Below are 19,477 nucleotides of genomic sequence, written 5' to 3' on the forward strand. Positions count from 1 at the left end.
TGAATTTCAGCTTATTGGTCGTCTGTGGTAGAGGTTCGGGCACCTGGGGTTGGGGTTTTCAGATACGGAAAGACTGAATCAAACCCTTTAGCAGTTTTGAGTGCGCCATCTGTAAACAGACCCTCACCAGCTTTGGCATCAGTAGGGGCGCAGGGAATAACCTTGGCATCTAAACCAGAATGGCAGAGTGCGCCCATCGATACTCGCAAGGCAATATCAGTGACATCATCACCAGGGCGTCGACCGTTCGGGAATCCGGCAGTATCTGCACCAGCATTGGGGAGACCATCGGTTTGACTAGGAATAATACTGAGTAAGCCTAAGTCATTTTGATTGTCAGCCGCCACAGCTGGGATATTGGTATTCAAGCGTAGCATATCTGCAGGTACTTGATTTGCATTAGCAGGCTTGTTGACAGTAGGTATACCCGTCAAAAATGCGGTCACTAAATCCTGACGTGGGAAGTTCGTTGGCGCTACTGCACCGACATCGCCATACAAAGTTTCAATGAGTTTTGGCAGCGTTGGATAAAATACATAAGGGGCAAAATTATCTACATCATCTTTTGGCTCTGAGGCATTAAACTTGTCTTTGTCTTTTAGACCAATGACCACTTCATTGACCAGCGGCATACCCAATCTTGAGACCTGTGTCCATGCGCCGCCTTTTTTGGCAGTGGTGCTAATACCAGATTCAGGAGATGGATTGACTAGGGTCGCTTGACGGACACTAGCCGTCGTCCAAGCGCCAATCACAGGGTCGTTACTGGTGCTATTGACGAGACAAGATTTGGGTACTTCCATCGCAATAGAGGTGACGTTTTTGTCCGCCAGTATATTGGTGCCTTCATCACGCTCGCCCAGTGGACTGAGATTTACTAAGTCAAATACTTTACCCAAGTCAATGGCAAAACCTTCAGCGCGCTGCCCGACGAATACTCGTCCTTCACCGCAACTGCCTAGATTGAGCGGTTGGATAAAGCCACGCGCATAGTTAGGATAGTCTTTAAATGATTTGGTTCCAATATAATCGAACGGCTTATTAAAATTACCTAATGAGGTGCGCGAGCCACTACGGCGATCGCCTTTGACCATTGTGACATTATAACTTTCACTGGTTTGTACATTGTTAGGGTTTGAAGCATCACCAGCGTTAGACAAAGGAATAGCGACATTTGCTGTTGATGGATCGTTATCCGTATCAAGTTCAATACTGTTTAGGTTTTGCGTAAAATCAAACTGAAAGGTAATATCTTCGACCGCATCGCCGTTATTGTCGATATGAATTTCATAAAGGGCATCTGGATCTAGAGCAAAGTAGTTGGGCCCGCCATACGCATCTTGTAGAGGCAGATAGTTGGCAATAATCGTCACGTAGTCCGATCGATTATTCTCATAGCTATTGAACATATAAAAGTCAGACGCGTCGACTTTTGGGGTCTTGGTGATGGAAGGGGCTTCGCGGTGACTGGAGGCAAAGGCACTTGCACTCATACATAATGTCATTGCGGCTATTAGCGCTTTGGTAGTATATTTCATACGGATCCTTGTAGAAAAGCTTTAAGTGATGGGGCAGTTGATATTGAGTCTCACTTGCAATTACCAGTTAACGAAATAATGTCCTTATTAAGTTGGTTTTAACTATACACTTGTTTGCTGTATTGTGTCTACGATTTTATCCGTTTTAACTTTTTGATATTTCTTAATTTTTTGGTGCGTCAAGTTGCATCATAGGAGCGGCATCTGCAAAGGCTTTTAGTGCTTGGCAATGGGCATCAATGGCTACAATGTTGGGATACGCAGTGAGGTCTACCTTAAAACGTCGGGCAGAGGCCACTTGCGGAATCAAATAGCAGTCTGCGAGAGTCGGTCTATCACCGTAGCAGTAGTTTCCGCGATTCTTATCTGCTGCCAGTCGCGTCTCTAATGCTAAGAACCCATCCGTAATCCAGCGATTGCACCATGCAATGACGTCCTTATCCTCGATGGACAGCTCGTTGCGTAAATATTGTAGGATACGGCGGTTATTGATCGGATGAATATCGCAGCCAATCATCGCACTAAGCGCCCGCACGTGCATACGCCCAGTAGCATCATTAGGCAATAACGCGTGCTCAGGGTAGGTCTCTTCTAACCACTCCAAGATAGCTGGGCTTTGGTATAATAGTAAGTCATCAGCTTGCAGGACAGGCACCAGTCCCTGAGGGTTAAGAGCCTTAAAGGCTGCTTCTAGTTGCTCATCTTGAGCTAGATTGATAGCGACATCCTCATAATTTAAACCTTTTAGATTCAGGGCGATACGAGTACGGTAAGCGGTGCTACTACGGAAATAGCCATAAAGTGTCATCATTATTCATGTCCTTATTGTGATAGGTTATTGGTATATCAAATGAGTGCGTGACGAGTATGTACTGTAAAAAACGACTACTATAGAATGGTCATACAAAAACTCTATGTATATGAAACCTGTCTCTCATTGTTGGTTGGCTACATAGTCCATCAGCAAACAACCATCAAGCATATAATCAAATAAATATAATTGAGCCCATCATGCCAGCAGCCAAAAACGCTTCAGATAACCTAGGTATCAGTAAAAACCAGAGCGGGGTGCAGTCGCTTGAGATTGGGCTATCGATACTTGATGTGCTCATTGATCACAATGAGCCTATGATGCTAAAAGACATCGCTGAAACCATGAACATGCATCCAGCAAAATCGCATCGTTACTTGGTCAGTCTCATCCGCAAAAACTACGCGTGTAAGCTTGAGGATGGGCGTTATGGGCTCGGCGATAGAGTAAATGCATTGGCGGCATTAGGATACACCGGACTGAACCAAAACAATATCTTGGCACGTCTCACACAGGCTGCCAATGAGATCAAAGACACTTTAAATTGCGGTGTGCAAATCGCCAAATGGTTTAGTGAAGGCCCTATTATTATTCAGTCCGTTGAGCCTGATAGTCCCATTAGTATTATTACGCGCATCGGCTCACGAATGCCTTTGACGACATCAGCCACAGGGCAGCTGTTTGCCAGCTATCAACCTCAGAGTGTTATCCAGCCGCTGGTCATGGCTGAATGGCAAGCGGATGATAACTCAGCCGATAGCCTAGAGAAATGGCAACGTTTTACTCATCTACAAACCAAGATACGTACTCAGGGCTATGCGACCGTTACGGGTGATATGCTCATGGGTATTAACGCCATTACCATTCCTGTGATCCTGCCGACGATTGCCAGTCATACTAAGAGTCAGTCCGCGACTGAGAGTAAGGTGCCTAGTGACAACCTACCTATAGAGTATGCCATTACTATTATCGGTACCACAGAGCAGTTGCCGATAAGCACGCAAAGCAATGTGGTTGAGCAGATATTGACAATTGCACAGCGCTATCAAATAGCGTAGCCACTATACTAAAGTGCTTTGAGAACACTACAGTATAACGTGCTACTCACCAACGGGTGCAACGTCGCGTGCTTCGGCCAGCTCATCACTGTGTAAAAACTGCGTATGTGCTGGCGCGCGTTTGGTACGTGACCACTCATCTAACATGTCTTGTTTGATGGCATCTGTAATCATCGAGACCTTATCTTCTGAGGTCGGATCATCATAGGTCAACTCAAGGCGATGGCCATTTGGGTCAAAGAAATAGATGGAGTGAAAGATACCGTGATTGGTTACGCCAATGACGTCAATACCTGCAGCCTCGAGATGTTCTTTGGCAACCATTAGCTCATCACGGTCTTTTACCTTTAGCGCTAGGTGCTGTACCCAGTCTGGAGTATTGGGATCAAAGCCCATTTCTGGTTGGTTAGGTACTTCAAAAAACGCCAATACGTTGCCATTACCAGCATTCAAAAAGACATGCATATAAGGGTCAAAGGCTTTGGTTGACGGCACATGATCTTCTGCGAATGCTAAGATGAAATCCATGTTGAGGTTTTTTTGGTACCACTCGACCGTTTCTTTGGCATCTTTGCAGCGATAAGCCACATGATGGATTTTCTCAATTTGAAAGCTCATATCAAACTCCTTTTGATAGGGCGTGTCACTCATTTGGCTTGATTCACATAACTATGATTAAGTGAATGCGCTTGTCTTCCTATCAGCCTACATGAGCTTTTACACGCCTTTTTACTATTTCTATATCAGTGTCATTCGATGAATACTATTCTCAGTTACTATTCATCAAATGCTATTTGTTAAAGTCAAAGTTAAGCGCAGGCAGCACGGTGCCGCGTACTTCACCAAACCCAACACGAATGCCGTCTTTTTCGCTATAGCCCTTCATAATGACTGTGTCACCATCTTCGATGAAGCTACGGGTTGCGCCGCATTCAAGTGTGACGGGCTTGGTAGCATTCCATGCAATCTCTAGCATCGAGCCATAAGAATCAGGCGTTGGCCCTGAAATAGTGCCTGAACCCATCATATCGCCGACTTCTACTTTGCAGCCTGTTATAGTGTGGTGCGTCAACTGCTGTGCCATTGACCAGTACATATATTTGAAATTGGTCTTGCAGATTACTGTTGCGGTTTCTGCCTCTTCAGGCAGTAGCTCAACGGATAGAGTGATATCAAAACTGCTATCGCTATCTTTTTCGTTTAGATAAGCAAGTGGCTTAGGTTCTTGGGCTGGGCACGCGGTACTAAACGGCGCCAATGCCTCCATAGTGACAATCCAAGGGGAGACTTGAGAGGCAAACGTTTTGGCATTGAATGGACCTAGCGGTACATATTCCCACTTTTGGATATCTCGAGCAGACCAGTCATTGAGTAGTACCATGCCAAAGATATGACTAGCTGCCTCATCGACAGCGATTGGTTGACCGATACGATTGCCTTTGCCCACGACAAACGCCGTTTCTAACTCAAAATCTAAGCGCTTACAGGCAGAAAAAACAGGACGCTCATCAGGGTTTGGCTTTAGCTGACCTGAGGGGCGCACGATATCCATGCCGCTAACGATGACAGTACTGGCGCGCCCGTTGTAACCGACTGGCATTTCGGTCCAGTTGGGGAGTAGGGCATTATTTGGGTCGCGAAACATGGTACCGACATTGGTGGCGTGCTCTTTAGACGAATAAAAGTCAGTAAATCCTGGTACTTGAACGGGCAGATGCATGGTGACGTCTGCTTGCTTAAACAGCGCCTTTTTTTGCAAATCAGTATTATCGCGTAACGCCTCATTGTCGCTAGACAGTAACGTTTGAATAGTTGTACGTGCGTGCGTCCAATTGTCTGGGCCAGAGTCAATAAAAGCATTTAGCGTAGGCTGATCAAAATAAGGGCCGCCTTGTAAACTCAATAGCCCTTCTGTCTCCAGTACGGACAAATCAAGCACATGCTCACCAATAGCAACGCCTGCACGGCGAGCGCTATCTTTAGTGTCGCTAAAGATGCCATAAGGCAGATTGTGAATAGAAAAGTCAGAGTCTGCTTTGATATCGATAAAAGAGGTGAGAGTACTGTCAATCGTTGACATGATTTGCTCCTTGCTAAAAATATAGTTAATTACGTTATAGTTAATTACTTACGTATAATGTAATTTATTGATATATTGATTGCAAGCTTTTTATGGAGCATGCTTTGTGACTTATCCTGTTAAGGACTACACTTACGCTATCGCAGAAATACCCTAAGTGTAGTGAGTGTTACCTATAGCGCTCACTTTATCTTGGTTAGTCACACACTTTAGGGAAGCAGACACTTCGATTAGAAAAGCAAAAGGTAAGCACAAAAAAGCCGAGCAATCGCTCGGCTTTTTTATCACTTATTACGATAGCTTGCTGACAACGCTAGCCTTTTAGGACGTCTGCCATTGCGTTGGCAACATAGTCGATGTTGCTGGTATTTAGGCCAGCAACACACATACGCGAGTTGGATACCATGTAAATACCAAACTCACTTTGCAAGCGCTCGACCTGCTCAGGCGTCAGACCAGTAAAGCTAAACATACCGTTTTGACGGGTGATGTAGTCAAAGTTACGGTTAGGAATTTTGGCTTCTAAGACTGATTTTAACTTTAGACGCATGGCTTTGATACGGTCGCGCATAGCATATACTTCGCTCACCCATTGTTCATGTAGGGCTTCATCGTTCATGACGATATCGACCACACGACCACCATGTGATGGCGGGCTTGAGTAGATACGACGTACCATCGCATTTAGCTGACCAAATACGCGCTCAGATTCATCTACGGTGAGACAGACGACTGACAGACCACCAACACGTTCGCCATATAGCGATAAATTCTTAGAGAACGAGTTACTGACAAACAATGGCAGCTTCATCTCAACGGCTTTACGAATAGCGTAAGCATCGCTGTCCATGTCTTCGCCAAAACCTTGGTAAGCGATATCCATGAATGGAATCAATTCACGTGCCTTGATGACATTAAGTACGGTATCCCATTGTGCTTGAGTCAAATCCAAGCCTGTTGGGTTATGGCAGCAAGGGTGCAGCAAGACAACATCGTTCTTATTCAGCGTTTCAAAGAACGCAATCATTTCATCAAATTTGATGCTGCTATTGGCTTTATCATAGTAGGGATATTTGCCCACTTCAACGTCAGAGCCTTCAAAAATAGCGATATGGTTGCCCCATGTAGGATCGCTCACATAGCATTTAGATTGCGGGAACCATTGATTGATAAATTCGGCACCTACTTTTAGAGCGCCAGAACCGCCGATAGTGGCAATCGTTGCGACCAGACCGTCTTTTAAAATTTGGGCGTCTTTACCGAACAATAATTCCTGACAGCCTTTGCGGTGTCCAGGCAAGCCTGCCATTGGTAAGTAGGGACGAGGAGAGATAGGATCAGCAATACGCGCTTCAGCTGTTTTCACACAGTCGAGCACAGGTAGTACGCCATTCTCATCATAATAGATGCCAATGCCTAAGTTGACCTTGTTAGGATTGTTATCTGCTGAGTATTTTTCCATCAGACCCAAAATTGGATCACCAGCGTAATAATCGATACGTTCAAACATGCCATTTCCTTATAAGAATATAAACCAAGCAGCCGAAAATCATAGAGCAAATTGCCGATGAACTCAACACGAGAGTGCGCTATCTTGGATAATTAACCAAATAAATCACCAAATATCTTTTTTGCGCATCTGCCCATCTATCTAGCAGAAGCGTTTGAGTCATGATTTATCACTTAATCGCCAGTGTGTAAGGCTGATGCAAGTCGTTGTAGTGGGTAGCAAAGTACGTTTGCAAAAACTGTTTAAACGCAACTGTAGCGGGAGATAAAGCCCGTGAGGCACGTTGATAAATAAAGAACTGCCGCATCTTGACAGGCTGCGTGAGTGGTCGCATTTGCAGACCATTAGCACTGACCCAGTCGATAACCTCGGGCATATAGGGGAGACATAAGGTAATACCAAACCCTTGACGCGTCATCTCAAGTGCGGTGGACATAAAGTTCACCTTGTATTTAGCTTGTTGAACGTGAGCGGAGATAGAATCATCGAGCTCTGCGGTCACTTGCTCAAGAAACGGTCCTTGCAAGGTGATGAGTGGAATATCTAATAAGTCTTGCCAAGTGATTTCATTTTGCTCGGCCAATACATGGCTGTCTGGCATGACCACACAAAAGGGTAGCTGATACAACAAGTCAGCGCCAATATCATCTTCTGTCTCAAAGACACCCAGCTCAGTCCCCACACCCAAATCAACCTCAATATCTTGAACATGCTTGAGCAAATTTTCTGCTGAACAATCCAATAATGACACGCTGATATTGGGATGCTGTTTGGCAAACTGAGCGATGACCGCCGGCAGGGAGGACGCGGCAAACTGTGATACTGCCAAGCGTACCTGACCTTGTGCCAAGCTGGTCAAGCTGCTCGCTTCGTTTTCGAACAACTGCATCTCATTTAAGATACGCCGCGCTTGTGGCAGTAGGTGCCGTCCCACTGCCGACAGAGACAGCTGGCGGGTAGTGCGATCAAACAGCACGATACCGAGTCCAGACTCAAGCTCTTTGATCAGTCCACTGACAGCAGACTGGGTCAGATACATCTGCTCGCTGGCACGAGTGAAACTGCCATTGTCAGCGACTTTGATAAAGGCGTTTAATTGGCGAATGCTGATATTCATAAGTAAACCTGATAAATAAATCATAAAAAACAATTAGTCTTATAAATAAAGCTAATCTAATATAAATACAACGTCAACAATAAAGATTCATTACGAACCGTTTTAGCGACTTTCACTATTGATTAACTATTTACTACTCATTAATCGACTTTACTACTAATTGACATTAAGGATGATTGCAATGGCAGATTTATTTGACAACCCAATGGGACTAAATGGGTTTGATTTCGTCGAGTTTGCATCCCCGCAGCCTTATGCGGTCGATGCATTGTTTAAGCAGCTTGGCTTTTCTCATGTGGCCAATCACAGATCAAAAGACGTTGCGCTATATCGTCAAGGGGACATCAACCTTATCCTAAACCGTGAGCCAAAGAGTCAAGCCAGTTACTTCGTTGAAGAGCACGGCGCAGGCGCTTGCAGCATGGGATTTCGGGTAAAAGACGCCAAAAAAGCCTATGAGCGTGCTATTGAGATGGGCGCGCAGCCTGTAGACGTGCCAACAGGCGTAATGGAGCTCAGGCTACCAGCGATTAAGGGTATTGGCGGCTCATTAATCTATTTGATTGACCGCTATGAAGAGGGTGCGTCTATCTATGATGTTGACTTTGAGTTTTTTGCAGATGTGGACAGAAAGCCTGTCGGACATGGTTTTAAAGTCATCGATCATCTGACACACAATGTCTACCGTGGACGCATGGCGTACTGGGCAAAATTCTATGAGCGCATCTTTAATTTCCGTGAGATTCGCTATTTTGATATTAAGGGTGAATATACAGGATTGGCCAGTAAAGCCATGACCGCGCCAGATGGCAAAATCCGTATTCCACTCAATGAAGAAGCCAAGCAGGGCGGTGGACAGATCGAAGAGTACTTAATGCATTTCAATGGTGAAGGCATTCAGCACATTGCGCTGGCTAGTGATGACTTGTTTGCCAGTATCGATAAGCTAAAAGCCGCTGGTATTCCGCTTATGACTGCACCTACTGCCTCTTATTATGAAATGCTTAGTGAGCGCTTGCCAAACCACGGTGAAAACGTCGCGGATCTACAAACGCGCGGTATCTTGCTAGACGGCACGACAGAGGGCGGCGCACCGCGTCTACTGCTACAGATTTTCTCCGAAACTATCTTGGGTAGCCCAGTGTTCTTTGAATTTATCCAGCGTAAAGGTGACTATGCAGATGGGTTCGGTGAAGGTAATTTCAAAGCGTTGTTTGAATCGATAGAGCGTGACCAAGTGCGTCGTGGCACGGTCGGTCAGCAAGAGACCAATCAATCAGAAACAGAAACGCCGTAGGCCACGCTACATCTAGAAAAAATTTAAAAAACAAACGGACAAGGCAAAAGGAGTTTGGCTTGTCCGATATAAGCACTCTTCAATAAGTACGTTACTGACAAGTGTAAGTATAAAGGTAATGTACTCACTGCGATAAAAGGAACACAGGCATGGAACGCCTCTCACAGATAGATTCTCCTAATACAGCCATCGGTGTCAATAGTTCTGTGGCCAATCAGCAGGGCGGTGATGCGTCTGCTCATCATAACGCGACCGATAAAAAGCAGCCCTATATCTCACATCAGCCAGATGCCAACGGTCATATTCATTATAGTGATGATGAAAATGCAATGTGGCAAGCGTTGCTTACGCGTCAAGCTGAGCAAACGCCCAATCGCGCTTGCTTATCATATCTAGAGGGTTTGACCAAATTGAATCTATCGGCGACTTGTATCCCGCAACTGCAAGACATCGATGAGGTATTGCAAGCGACCACAGGTTGGCAAACCGCAGCGGTGCCTGCATTGATTAGCTTTGGTAAGTTTTTTAAACTGCTCGCCAATAAATTTTTTCCTGTGGCGACGTTTATTCGCAGGCCCTGCGATATGGACTATATCGAAGAGCCAGATATTTTTCATGAAATTGTTGGCCATTGTCCGCTATTGACCCATCCAGCATTTGCGACGTTTAACGAAACCTATGGTAAGTTGGGTCTGAGTGCGACCAAAGAAGAAAGATGGTTTTTAGCACGGCTCTATTGGTTTACTATCGAGTTTGGGTTGGTCGGTAGTCAGCTTGAGGACCGTAGAATCTATGGCGGCGGTATCTTAAGCTCACCTTCTGAAACAATCTATGCGCTTGATCAGACGGTACAAGATACATCCAAGCAGCAGCCTAGCCCCCAACCTGAGCACCGTGCATTTGATTTGCTTGATGTATTGCGTACGCCTTATCGTATCGATCAAATACAGCCGATTTACTATGTGATTGACGAATTAGACACACTATTTGATATCGTCAATAGTGACATCATGGGGACGGTCAAGCAGGCGATGTCACTTGGGTTGTTTGAGCCGACTTATCCAGAAAAAACCCCTTAAAATTCAAATATCAATGCAGTTACCTAAGTATGGAGTGTTGAAGTAGCACTAAAGCTATTTCAATATGGATATACGAGTATTAAAAAAACAGCTATTAAAAACAAACAACTTAAAAGGATTTTATTATGACAGCATTATCACAAAGCAGCTGCGAAGCCTGCCGCATTGGCGCACCAAAAGTCGACGATGCTGAGGCATGTGAGCTATTAACACAAATTCCTGATTGGTCATTGATTGAGATAGATGGCATCCAGCAATTGCAGCGTCAGTACAAATTTAAAAATTTCGTTGCAGCGATGGCATTTGCCAATCAACTGGCAGATATCGCTGAAGCAGAAGGGCATCACCCAGGCATTTTGGTAGAGTGGGGCAAAGCGACCGTCACATGGTGGTCACATAGTATTAAAGGGTTGCATCGTAATGACTTCGTCATGGCGGCTAAGACCGATAAACTACTTGATAAGTAACGCATAAGCCAGTCGGTTATTCGCTAGCAAACCCGTTTTCTAACGCTATAAAATTAACACTCCCAAATTCAAACCCACTCTAATGCCAGTATCTACTGGCATTTTAAGGATGTGTCATGCCACCAAAACCCCTCACCGAGATCAGCGCCAAGCTCGCCTTTATCATCTCCGCCATCGTCATCGGTATCATGGGCATCACCATGATTGGCTTTGGCTGGGTACCGCACCTGTCTCTTATCTTGGCCATCTGTGTATTGCTGGCTATCGGTATAGTTAAAGGTCTCAGCTTTGACGACATGCAAGCGCAAATGGCATCAGGGGTCATGCGCGGTATCGGTGCCATCTATCTATTCTTCTTTATTGGTCTTATGGTGGCGGCTCTCATGATGTCAGGGGCGATTCCTACTTTGATGTATGTAGGTTTTCAGCTGATATCGCCTGAGTACTACTATATCTCTGCCTTTGTCTTGACCTCTATTATCGGTATTGCTTTGGGTAGTAGTTTGACGACTGCTGCGACCTTGGGTGTGGCGTTTATCGGCATGAGTAATGCCTTTGATGCCAATGTGGCGATAGCAGCAGGAGCGGTAGTATCAGGCGCGTTCTTCGGTGATAAGATGTCGCCCTTGTCTGATACTTGTACCATTGCGTCCTCAGTAGTGGGTATTGATCTGTTTGAGCACATTCGTAATATGATGTACACCACTGTGCCTGCCTGGATACTGACAGTAATTCTGTTCTGGATGTTTTCAGGACAGACGACCAGTTCTGATCTGAGTCAGGTGACTATATTACAAGGACAGCTGATAGACAGTGGTCTAGTACATGGGTATTCGGTACTACCCTTTGTGATATTGGTAGGATTGGCACTGTTTCGGGTTAATGCGATCTATACGATTATCTGTACGATTGCTGCAGCATTGATTACTACTTATATCCATAGTTCACCAAGCTTTGGTCAGTTGGGTGGCTATCTGTTTGCAGGCTATGCGCCTGCTGAGTCATTAGAGCTGGGCGAGGTAGGTGGTATGCTGTCACGCGGCGGTGTACAGAGTATGTTCTTTACCCAAGCGATTGTGATACTGGCACTGAGTTTAGGTGGTCTATTAACCGCACTAGGGATTCTGCCAGCACTGCTATCTGGTATTAAAGAGACACTGACGACATCAGGACGAGCGATATTTGCGGCTGCAATGTCGGCGCTCAGTATCAATGTGCTGATTGGTGAGCAGTATTTGAGCATTCTATTATCAGGTACGGCGTTTAGGTCAACGTTTGAGCGTTTGCAACTACATCCGAAGAATTTGTCTCGGACGATTGAGGATGCAGGAACGGTAATCAATCCATTGGTACCGTGGAGTGTGTGCGGGGTGTTTATCAGTCAGGCGTTAGGGGTGCCGGTATTGGAGTATTTGCCGTATGCGTTCTTTTGTTATTTGTCACTGCTACTGACGCTGCTGTTCGGCTTTACGGGACTGACGATTAGTCGGGTGAAAGAGGGGAAGAGCGTTGAGGCATGATAGGTGAGGTTTAATAAAAAAAGGCGTGACTCATATTAGCTACGCCTTTTTTATAATGTGAAATCTGTATTTATTGATCTGCCGTTTGGGCATCCTGACTTTTCACCACTTTATGCTGATCCTCTGTGCTGTCGACTTTCCAGTAGCTAGACACATATAAATGCGTCTTTGGTATGTCGCGCTCCATTTTAAAATACTGGCGCAGTGCGCGCATGCTATGGAACTCGCAAGCCGCCCAAGCTGCAGGCTGTCCCTCAAGCCAAGTCAATGATTTGACCGAGTCAAGCAAAGGGCTGCTATCTGCATTCGGATGCGCGTTAATTACCCAATGAATCTCGACGTTATCTGGTTTTTTAAGTGATTGCTGGTCTGCCTCAGTCGTCACTTCAAGCACGGCATAGCCACGTGCATCAGCGGGTAATTGTGCCAGATTGACCGTGATTGCTGGTAGCGCCGTCATATCACCGACTAACAAAAACCAATCGGCGTCATTGTTGATGAGTTTTTTGGGTCCGGGTCCGCCTACTAATACTTGATCACCAGCTTGAGTGTTGCGTGCCCACGTCGATGCAGGGCCTGCAGCCTCATGTAAGGCAAAATCAACGTCTATCTCATCATCGCGCTGAACGCTGACGGTGTAGGTACGTACCACTGGCTTTATATCCTCGCCTTGAGGAAACATCAGTTTGATATAAGCGCTTTCTTGATCCACTGGAAAATCAGTCAGTCCTGTGCCACCAAGCGTGACACGGCACATGTTTGGGGTGAGGTATCTGCTACCAATAACATCAAGTAATCTAGGGGTTGGTTTTGCCATATATTATCTTCCTTCTTTTAGCGCGTGTAGCTTTTCGCGTATAACATTGGTGCTCAAACTATTATGTACGTTCGTTTGATAGTTTATAAGGCAAGAGCACTGCTTTGATAGTCTATTGTCTTAAAAATCTATACTGTCTTAAAAACACATCGCTAGAATGGTCGACTGCCAAACACCATTCTAACGATAACTGAGCTCATAAGGTTTAAAAATTGGCTTTTAAGCTAACGGACATTTGGCGTTCAGGTCCCATCCAGCAGTTCTCGGTATCGTAACAAGCGCCGACGTAAGTCTTGTCAAACAGATTATTGATACTAGCACCCAGCGCGAGCATAGGGTTAATCTGATAACTACCACCAATATCGACCAAGGTCACGCTTGGGAGCTCGTCTGAGTTTTGCTTATCGATCTGCATGCCATCTTCATAGCGAACGCCAGCATTTAGAGTCAGTTTGTCTGTCGCATAGTAGTCTGCCCATAGCGTGGCTTTGTGCTTCGCCGTTTGGGCAGGAGTGTTGCCGACCACATCTGGATTGAACTCATCTTCGGTAATCTCAGCATCGGTATAGCTGTAGCTTGCAGCCACGTCTACCCAGTCGCTGAGCATGCGGCTACCTGATATCTCAAACCCTTGTGATTCAATCTCACCCGTCTGAACTTTCTGTCGATAGTCAGCGGGATTGGTGACGACGACATTTTGCTGTGTGATATCGAATACGGCTAGCGTTCCTTTGGTCGCACGGTCTGGAGACAAGTACTTCACCCCAGCTTCGAGCTGATCAGCAGTGCTAGGGTCAAAGGGTTCATTGGTAATAAAGTTGCTACCAACCACAGGCTGGAACGACTCTGAATAGCTGACAAATGGGGAGAGTCCATTGTCAAAATTATAAATTGCAGCAAAACGGCCGCTGGTTTCGGACGCGTCATTACCAAACGTCTCGTTATTATAAACTGCACCTTGAGAGGCGTCGGTTTGCTTAGTCGTACTCTCAAAGTTGTCGTGACGTAGTCCAGCGACAACGGTTAAATCTTGCCACTTCATTTCGTCTTGCACATAGAATCCAAGCTGGCTTTGTTCGATATCCTGTGTCTGACGATAGGTATCCAGCGGTAGCGTAGCCGTATTTATTTGTGAAAAGTCTGGATTAGACAAGTCAAGATTTGGCGTACCGTTTGGACCAGCATCATAGTAAATCGCGCTGCTGTCTGTTTCTTGATACTCAGCACCAAACAATAAGTTATGTGAGGTGTTGCCAGTATCAAATGTATAGGCCAGTTGATTGTCTGTGGTCCAGTTATTCATGTTCTCATCAGTGGTATAGGCGACGCGATTGAGAATCGTGTCACTACCTTCTACAAACCCTCTATTGTACATATTGCGCTGCTGCGCCTCAGCATCGGTATAGCGCGTGATGTGTTTAAAGGTCAACTGATCATTGATATCCCAGTTCACGGTGACACTTGGCATAAAGACTTCTTTGCTAAATTTATTCCATTCATCACCTGCATAGGCGTCACTGTCCAATTTGCCATAGCTTGCTTTGTAGACCGTACCGACAGCAGGTAATGGGGTAGAGGGCACCATCTCGGGATCATCTTGATAAAACAAGTTGGCAAGTATTGAGACATCGTCGGTCGCTTGCCATTCAAGCGACGGATTGATTAGCAATCGCTCTTCTTCTGTGGTTTGCATTTGACCGTCTTTTTGACGTTTTAGCGCCACTAGGCGGTAGTTCAGCGAATCTGTGATAGGGCCTGTACTATCGACGGCGACTTCCTTTAGGTTTTGATTGCCGAGTCGCAGCTGTGCTTCATTTTCTTGTGTGCTTTTGGGTGTCTTGGCTATTTGGTTGACCATACCTCCAGGTGCTGCGTAGCCATAAAGCGAGGATGCTGGTCCTTTGATAACTTCTACTGCCTCTGTCGCATAGACGTCGACTTGCGGCATAAGATTCCAAGCGCCATCGTAGGGTAGTCTCAGTCCATCATAAAAATTAGAGTAAGTTTTGAATCCTCGGATGTTGTACTCATCAAATATCGATACTGTACCGCGGCTTTCAGTGCTCACGCCTGGCTCATAACGTAGAGCCGCATTGACGCTATCTGCTTGGCGTTTTTGCAATAAGTCTTGATCGATTCTGGTATAGCTCATTGGGGCATCGTCTGGGTCCAATGCAGTTTTGGTACCGGTACTGCGATAGCCATCTGAATAGACGGTAATAGCGTCTAAGGTAGTCGATGGCGCTGTGTCATTGCCCACTTTATTAATATCTAGAGAGTTTTCTACGCTTGTCTCAATCACGTTATTTTCAGTATTGTTAGCCGTATTGTTTTCGATACTGTTTGGGGTGTTATCAGCATAGGCTGAATGGCTCAGACCCATTGCTAGCCCCAGTTGGACGGCTAAGGTTAAACGTTTTTGGCGAATGAATTTGGACGTTGAGACAGAACGCATCATGTTTCCTTGTAAGGTGTTATTGAGTATCAGAAATAGAAGAAAAGGAATAATAACATTAACGATAATCATTATCATTAAAATTTACAAATAAAAAGGTTGTAGAGGGATATTAAGCGAGATGGTGCTGTGTCTATAGTCTGTACATGACCAGTAGTTATCATCATCAACGCTAGTAGGTACCGTCTATCCGCTAAAAGGCGTAACTTATCGATAATTACTGCCACAAGTAATAGCGTTTATAGGGCTTTTCTCGTATGATGCAGGCGTCTATTTGGGCTTAAGTAAACCAGTAGGCATTGTTAAGGGCAACTACTGATAGAGCGCTCTTGTTTATCAGTGACTAAAAAGCGCTAAAGGCCATATTTATGAACGAACCTATGCCGAAACCCACGAACAACCAACACTACTTTACGGTATGGCGTTGGCACTTTTATGCTGGGATGTTTGCGGCTCCTTTTTTGATTGTTTTGGCTATCACTGCACTTGGTATGCTGTTCATGTCCAACACTGCAGGCCGTGATGATGATCGTCTCACCGTGGCTATACCAGAGTTGACCAGCCCAGCACCTGTTTCTATCCAAGCCAAAAACGCGCTGAGCACTTTGCCCAATAGCACACTGGTTAAGTATATCGCGCCTCGCGATACAGATACGGTCGCCTTGTTTCAGATAAAATCAGACGAACACAGCAACATGGTGGCGGTCAATCCCTATACGGCTGATATCGTCCAAAGTACACCGTCTAATAGCGGGCTATATAGCACCTTTAATGATATTCACAGTGATTTGTTGATTGGAAAAGTTGGTGATTACCTCCTAGAGACCGCGGCGTCCTTGACTATATTGATGATATTGTCTGGCTGGTACCTCTGGTGGCAAAAACGCAAGTCCGTCAAAGCGATGTTAATACCTAACGATACGGCAACCAGTAAGAAAAAACGGTCTTTTATGCGTACCATTCATGCCACATTGGGCAGTTGGGTCTCTATACTACTGCTGTTTTTTTGTATTTCAGGAATGGCATGGGCAGGCGTATGGGGCGAGAGAGTCGTGCAAGCATGGAGCCAGTTCCCTGCGGGTAAGTGGGGTGTGGCACCAGTGCCAGTATCCATCGATCATAGCCAACATAGCACCATGCAGGAATCTGCTGCAGCACCACATGTACATGGTGCAGCCGCGCCTACACATGGTAGCGCCTTAAACTCAGGAAGCACTAAAGAAGTGCCTTGGGTCCTTGAACTGACGCCGATGCCAGCATCAGGCACAACTATGGGTGAAAATGGTATCGCTCCCAATATACCTATTATGATAGATACGGTAGATCTGTTCGCTCGTGAGATGGGGTTTGTAGGGCGCTATCAACTAAACCTACCACAAGGCAGTACAGGCGTCTGGACCATTAGCCAAGACTCTATGAGCTATGATATGAAAAGTCCAACAGCAGACCGTACGGTACATATTGACCGCTATTCGGGCAATATCTTGGCTGATATACGTTTCGATGATTATAATGCTTTTGGTAAATTTATGGCGGCTGGTATTGCGCTGCATATGGGTACGCTTGGATGGTGGAGTGTACTTGCCAATGTGCTATTTTGCCTTGCAGTAATCGCTATCTGTGTCAGCGGTTATGTCATGTGGTGGCAACGTCGCCCGCGTCATGTTAGTCAGAGCAGTGGGTTAAACCCGCCAGCACGTGGGCAGCACTTTGCAGTGTGGTGGCCGCTCGCCATTCCTTTATTAATAGTGGCGATCATATTCCCAACCGCTATTATTGCGATTGTGGTGATTGTACTATTAGACTTTTTAGTGATTTCTCGTGTTGGGTTGTTGCACAGATTATTAAAATAAATGGCTCAAAAAGTTATTCTTATTTGAAAAAGCGGGGCATCTTGTTAAGAGACGCCCCGCTTTTTTCTATTGTTTAAGTTGGCTCTGTACCGAGATGGTCTTTATGACAACATAGCAATGGCGTCCTTACTAGCGCGTTGTCTTTCTTCAGCATTGAGCTCAGTGAGGCGACCTTCTTTCATTAGCAGTAACCGATCAGCGTGCTCAAAGTAACCATCATCGTGGCTGATGATAAACAGCGTTTTACCCAATGCTTTTAGTTCAGGTATCAGTGTCTGGTAGAACACGCGGCGAAACGCAGGATCTTGGTCAGCCGCCCACTCATCGAGTAGTAAGATGTCTTTTTGTTCAGCGACCGCGATGAGCATAGCCAAGCGTTTACGTTGTCCTTGTGACAGCTTGTCTGTAGACAATTGATTGTCAGTCACGCTGACTTTGTCTTGTAAGTTCAACTTATGCAGCCACGCACTTACCAGAGACTCATCTGGCTGCTGTCCTTGCTGACCAATCAGTTGCTTAAATAGATGCTGATCGCTAAAGATAGCAGAGTATAGCTGTCTATAGTCAGCATTGTTCTGCGGCTCAACGCGCTGTGTATCGATATACACTGCGCCCGTAGTAGGGGTAAAGATACCCGTAATAATCTTGGCAAGCGTGGATTTCCCACTTCCGTTAGCCCCAATAAGGAACACCACGTCGCCTCGTTTGAGCGTCAGATTAACATCTTTTAATATATTGCTAGTAACGTTGCCAGTGGTATGGTCACCCTCGCTGTCATTGAAAGCGGTATTGTTCGAGGTACTGTCACTAGGAAGACCGTTACTGGAAACACCGTTACTAGAAACATGGTAGCGATAGTTTACATCAGTCAGCGAGATGGTCTGCCAGTGCTGGCTGGTATCACTTGTTTGAAATTTAGACAGGTGCTCAGCCAGTGCTAGTGATTGTATTTTGTCTAGCGCAACTTGAGCTGTTTGTAAGGTTGGATAAGCACCGACTGCATGAAGCAGTGGTGACTGCATAAACAGGATAGTCAAAGAAAAGGTAGTGGCGATGCCCATTGATATACCCAGATAATTGGCCACCGCAAATACCACACCAATCGCGGCAAACATCATAATGTTAGACCAGTTCACAGCGGATAAATGATAGGTGTCTGATTTGATCACTCGTTCTTTATAAGCTGCCGCGTGTTCTAAAAAGTCATGCGTGTATAGTTGTTCGGCGCGGTGATGGTTGAGTGCCAGCTCTTTACGACCATCGATGATTGACTGATAGTCTTGATACAGCGCATCGTTAATCTCTCTAATGGCTCTTAGATGATGATACACATGCTTGACCAAAATAGTGCTGATCCAAATCGTCATTGCAATCCAAAACATCACGATCAGTAATAGTGGTAGCGAAAGCCAGCCCAGATAAAATCCAACACCAACAGCCAAAATAACGCCTTGTACCAACTCTGGCATACGCACGAAAGCGACGGTAATGGACTGAATATCTGCGGATAGACTGGCGAGTAGCCGTGCACTACCCAGATGATCGATTTGAGGAACCGTAGTATCGATGATTTGCTTGACCAGTTTGGTTCTAAGCTCATAGACAAATTTGTGCCCCAAGCATGTCAGTGCATATTGCGATACAAAGGTGGTCATCAACAATAATAGTACCAGTAATACAAACTGTCCTAAACCTGCCCACGATAAGGTATTGAATACAGGCTGGCTGATAAAGGTGTGATTGATATAAGCAATAATACCGACACTAACAGCAGCATTGATTAAGTTGAGTAAGATGACTTTTAAAAAGGGCAAGCGATACTGTGCCCAAATCATATGATACAAAGAAGTGCTGGCACGAGAAGACATAATGACT

Annotated in this window: 15 protein-coding genes; 6 read left to right on the top strand and 9 right to left on the bottom strand. The window is 45.4% G+C overall.

Going from position 1 to position 19,477, the window contains the following annotated elements; translation table 11 throughout:
- Window positions 1–11 precede the first annotated feature (11 nt).
- Entirely contained in the window at window positions 12–1,538 is a 1,527-nt protein-coding gene (locus AC5JPT_RS01990; RefSeq protein WP_493856892.1) for a DUF4331 domain-containing protein, read from the bottom strand.
- Window positions 1,539–1,701: 163 nt separating this feature from the next.
- Entirely contained in the window at window positions 1,702–2,346 is a 645-nt protein-coding gene (gene maiA / locus AC5JPT_RS01995) for a maleylacetoacetate isomerase (RefSeq protein ID WP_493858415.1), read from the bottom strand.
- Between the two features lie 203 nt (window positions 2,347–2,549).
- Here maiA and AC5JPT_RS02000 point away from each other — a divergent pair, with 203 nt between their 5' ends.
- Complete coding sequence (locus tag AC5JPT_RS02000; RefSeq protein ID WP_493856893.1) at window positions 2,550–3,407, top strand: IclR family transcriptional regulator; 858 nt, start codon at window positions 2,550–2,552, stop codon at window positions 3,405–3,407.
- Window positions 3,408–3,449: 42 nt separating this feature from the next.
- Here AC5JPT_RS02000 and AC5JPT_RS02005 read toward each other — a convergent pair whose 3' ends face one another.
- The 4 genes from AC5JPT_RS02005 to AC5JPT_RS02020 form a co-directional block, all read right to left on the bottom strand.
- A complete protein-coding gene (locus AC5JPT_RS02005) occupies window positions 3,450–4,025 on the bottom strand; it encodes a VOC family protein (RefSeq protein WP_493851774.1) in 576 nt (191 codons plus the stop codon).
- Window positions 4,026–4,197: 172 nt separating this feature from the next.
- Entirely contained in the window at window positions 4,198–5,487 is a 1,290-nt protein-coding gene (gene fahA, locus AC5JPT_RS02010; protein WP_493856894.1) for a fumarylacetoacetase, read from the bottom strand.
- 313 nt (window positions 5,488–5,800) lie between these two features.
- On the bottom strand, window positions 5,801–6,997 hold the full coding sequence (locus tag AC5JPT_RS02015; RefSeq protein WP_493856895.1) for an amino acid aminotransferase: 1,197 nt from the start codon (window positions 6,995–6,997) through the stop codon (window positions 5,801–5,803).
- 169 nt (window positions 6,998–7,166) lie between these two features.
- Window positions 7,167–8,114, bottom strand: a complete 948-nt coding sequence (locus tag AC5JPT_RS02020; protein ID WP_493856896.1) for a LysR family transcriptional regulator — start codon at window positions 8,112–8,114, stop codon at window positions 7,167–7,169.
- 181 nt (window positions 8,115–8,295) lie between these two features.
- On the opposite strand from AC5JPT_RS02020, the gene hppD reads away from it, so the two are divergent.
- The 4 genes from hppD (at window position 8,296) to AC5JPT_RS02040 (ending at window position 12,477) form a co-directional block, all read left to right on the top strand.
- On the top strand, window positions 8,296–9,411 hold the full coding sequence (gene hppD, locus AC5JPT_RS02025) for a 4-hydroxyphenylpyruvate dioxygenase (protein ID WP_493843242.1): 1,116 nt from the start codon (window positions 8,296–8,298) through the stop codon (window positions 9,409–9,411).
- Between the two features lie 149 nt (window positions 9,412–9,560).
- Entirely contained in the window at window positions 9,561–10,490 is a 930-nt protein-coding gene (gene phhA, locus AC5JPT_RS02030) for a phenylalanine 4-monooxygenase (protein WP_493856897.1), read from the top strand.
- A gap of 125 nt (window positions 10,491–10,615) precedes the next feature.
- The gene (locus AC5JPT_RS02035; RefSeq protein WP_493856898.1) at window positions 10,616–10,957 is read left to right on the top strand and encodes a 4a-hydroxytetrahydrobiopterin dehydratase; all 342 of its coding nucleotides are present in this window, start codon (window positions 10,616–10,618) and stop codon (window positions 10,955–10,957) included.
- 116 nt (window positions 10,958–11,073) lie between these two features.
- On the top strand, window positions 11,074–12,477 hold the full coding sequence (locus AC5JPT_RS02040; RefSeq protein ID WP_493856899.1) for a Na+/H+ antiporter NhaC family protein: 1,404 nt from the start codon (window positions 11,074–11,076) through the stop codon (window positions 12,475–12,477).
- A 70-nt stretch (window positions 12,478–12,547) separates the two neighbouring features.
- On the opposite strand, the gene AC5JPT_RS02045 is transcribed toward AC5JPT_RS02040, so the two are convergent.
- Window positions 12,548–13,294: a siderophore-interacting protein gene (locus tag AC5JPT_RS02045; protein WP_493856900.1), complete on the bottom strand. Its 747-nt coding sequence runs from the start codon at window positions 13,292–13,294 to the stop codon at window positions 12,548–12,550.
- Between the two features lie 205 nt (window positions 13,295–13,499).
- Window positions 13,500–15,752 carry a TonB-dependent siderophore receptor gene (locus AC5JPT_RS02050; protein ID WP_493856901.1) on the bottom strand — a complete coding sequence of 751 codons (2,253 nt, stop codon included), beginning with the start codon at window positions 15,750–15,752 and terminating at the stop codon, window positions 13,500–13,502.
- Between the two features lie 365 nt (window positions 15,753–16,117).
- Here AC5JPT_RS02050 and AC5JPT_RS02055 point away from each other — a divergent pair, with 365 nt between their 5' ends.
- Window positions 16,118–17,602 (top strand): PepSY-associated TM helix domain-containing protein, encoded by a 1,485-nt coding sequence (locus AC5JPT_RS02055; protein WP_493856902.1) that lies wholly within the window; start codon window positions 16,118–16,120, stop codon window positions 17,600–17,602.
- A gap of 101 nt (window positions 17,603–17,703) precedes the next feature.
- Here AC5JPT_RS02055 and AC5JPT_RS02060 read toward each other — a convergent pair whose 3' ends face one another.
- A complete protein-coding gene (locus AC5JPT_RS02060) occupies window positions 17,704–19,470 on the bottom strand; it encodes a cyclic peptide export ABC transporter (protein WP_493856903.1) in 1,767 nt (588 codons plus the stop codon).
- Between the last annotated feature and the right edge of the window lie 7 nt (window positions 19,471–19,477).

Source organism: Psychrobacter sp. H26 (assembly GCF_059073035.1).

Bases quoted from the DNA above. Each gene is read 5' to 3' on its own strand.
- AC5JPT_RS02000 (WP_493856893.1), top strand. From the start codon at position 2,550: ATGCCAGCAGCCAAAAACGCTTCAGATAACCTAGGTATCAGTAAAAAC.
- fahA (WP_493856894.1), bottom strand. From the start codon at position 5,487: ATGTCAACGATTGACAGTACTCTCACCTCTTTTATCGATATCAAAGCA.
- hppD (WP_493843242.1), top strand. From the start codon at position 8,296: ATGGCAGATTTATTTGACAACCCAATGGGACTAAATGGGTTTGATTTC.
- AC5JPT_RS02020 (WP_493856896.1), bottom strand. From the start codon at position 8,114: ATGAATATCAGCATTCGCCAATTAAACGCCTTTATCAAAGTCGCTGAC.
- maiA (WP_493858415.1), bottom strand. From the start codon at position 2,346: ATGACACTTTATGGCTATTTCCGTAGTAGCACCGCTTACCGTACTCGT.
- phhA (WP_493856897.1), top strand. From the start codon at position 9,561: ATGGAACGCCTCTCACAGATAGATTCTCCTAATACAGCCATCGGTGTC.
- AC5JPT_RS01990 (WP_493856892.1), bottom strand. From the start codon at position 1,538: ATGAAATATACTACCAAAGCGCTAATAGCCGCAATGACATTATGTATG.
- AC5JPT_RS02035 (WP_493856898.1), top strand. From the start codon at position 10,616: ATGACAGCATTATCACAAAGCAGCTGCGAAGCCTGCCGCATTGGCGCA.
- AC5JPT_RS02055 (WP_493856902.1), top strand. From the start codon at position 16,118: ATGAACGAACCTATGCCGAAACCCACGAACAACCAACACTACTTTACG.
- AC5JPT_RS02040 (WP_493856899.1), top strand. From the start codon at position 11,074: ATGCCACCAAAACCCCTCACCGAGATCAGCGCCAAGCTCGCCTTTATC.
- AC5JPT_RS02015 (WP_493856895.1), bottom strand. From the start codon at position 6,997: ATGTTTGAACGTATCGATTATTACGCTGGTGATCCAATTTTGGGTCTG.
- AC5JPT_RS02050 (WP_493856901.1), bottom strand. From the start codon at position 15,752: ATGATGCGTTCTGTCTCAACGTCCAAATTCATTCGCCAAAAACGTTTA.
- AC5JPT_RS02005 (WP_493851774.1), bottom strand. From the start codon at position 4,025: ATGAGCTTTCAAATTGAGAAAATCCATCATGTGGCTTATCGCTGCAAA.
- AC5JPT_RS02045 (WP_493856900.1), bottom strand. From the start codon at position 13,294: ATGGCAAAACCAACCCCTAGATTACTTGATGTTATTGGTAGCAGATAC.
- AC5JPT_RS02060 (WP_493856903.1), bottom strand. From the start codon at position 19,470: ATGTCTTCTCGTGCCAGCACTTCTTTGTATCATATGATTTGGGCACAG.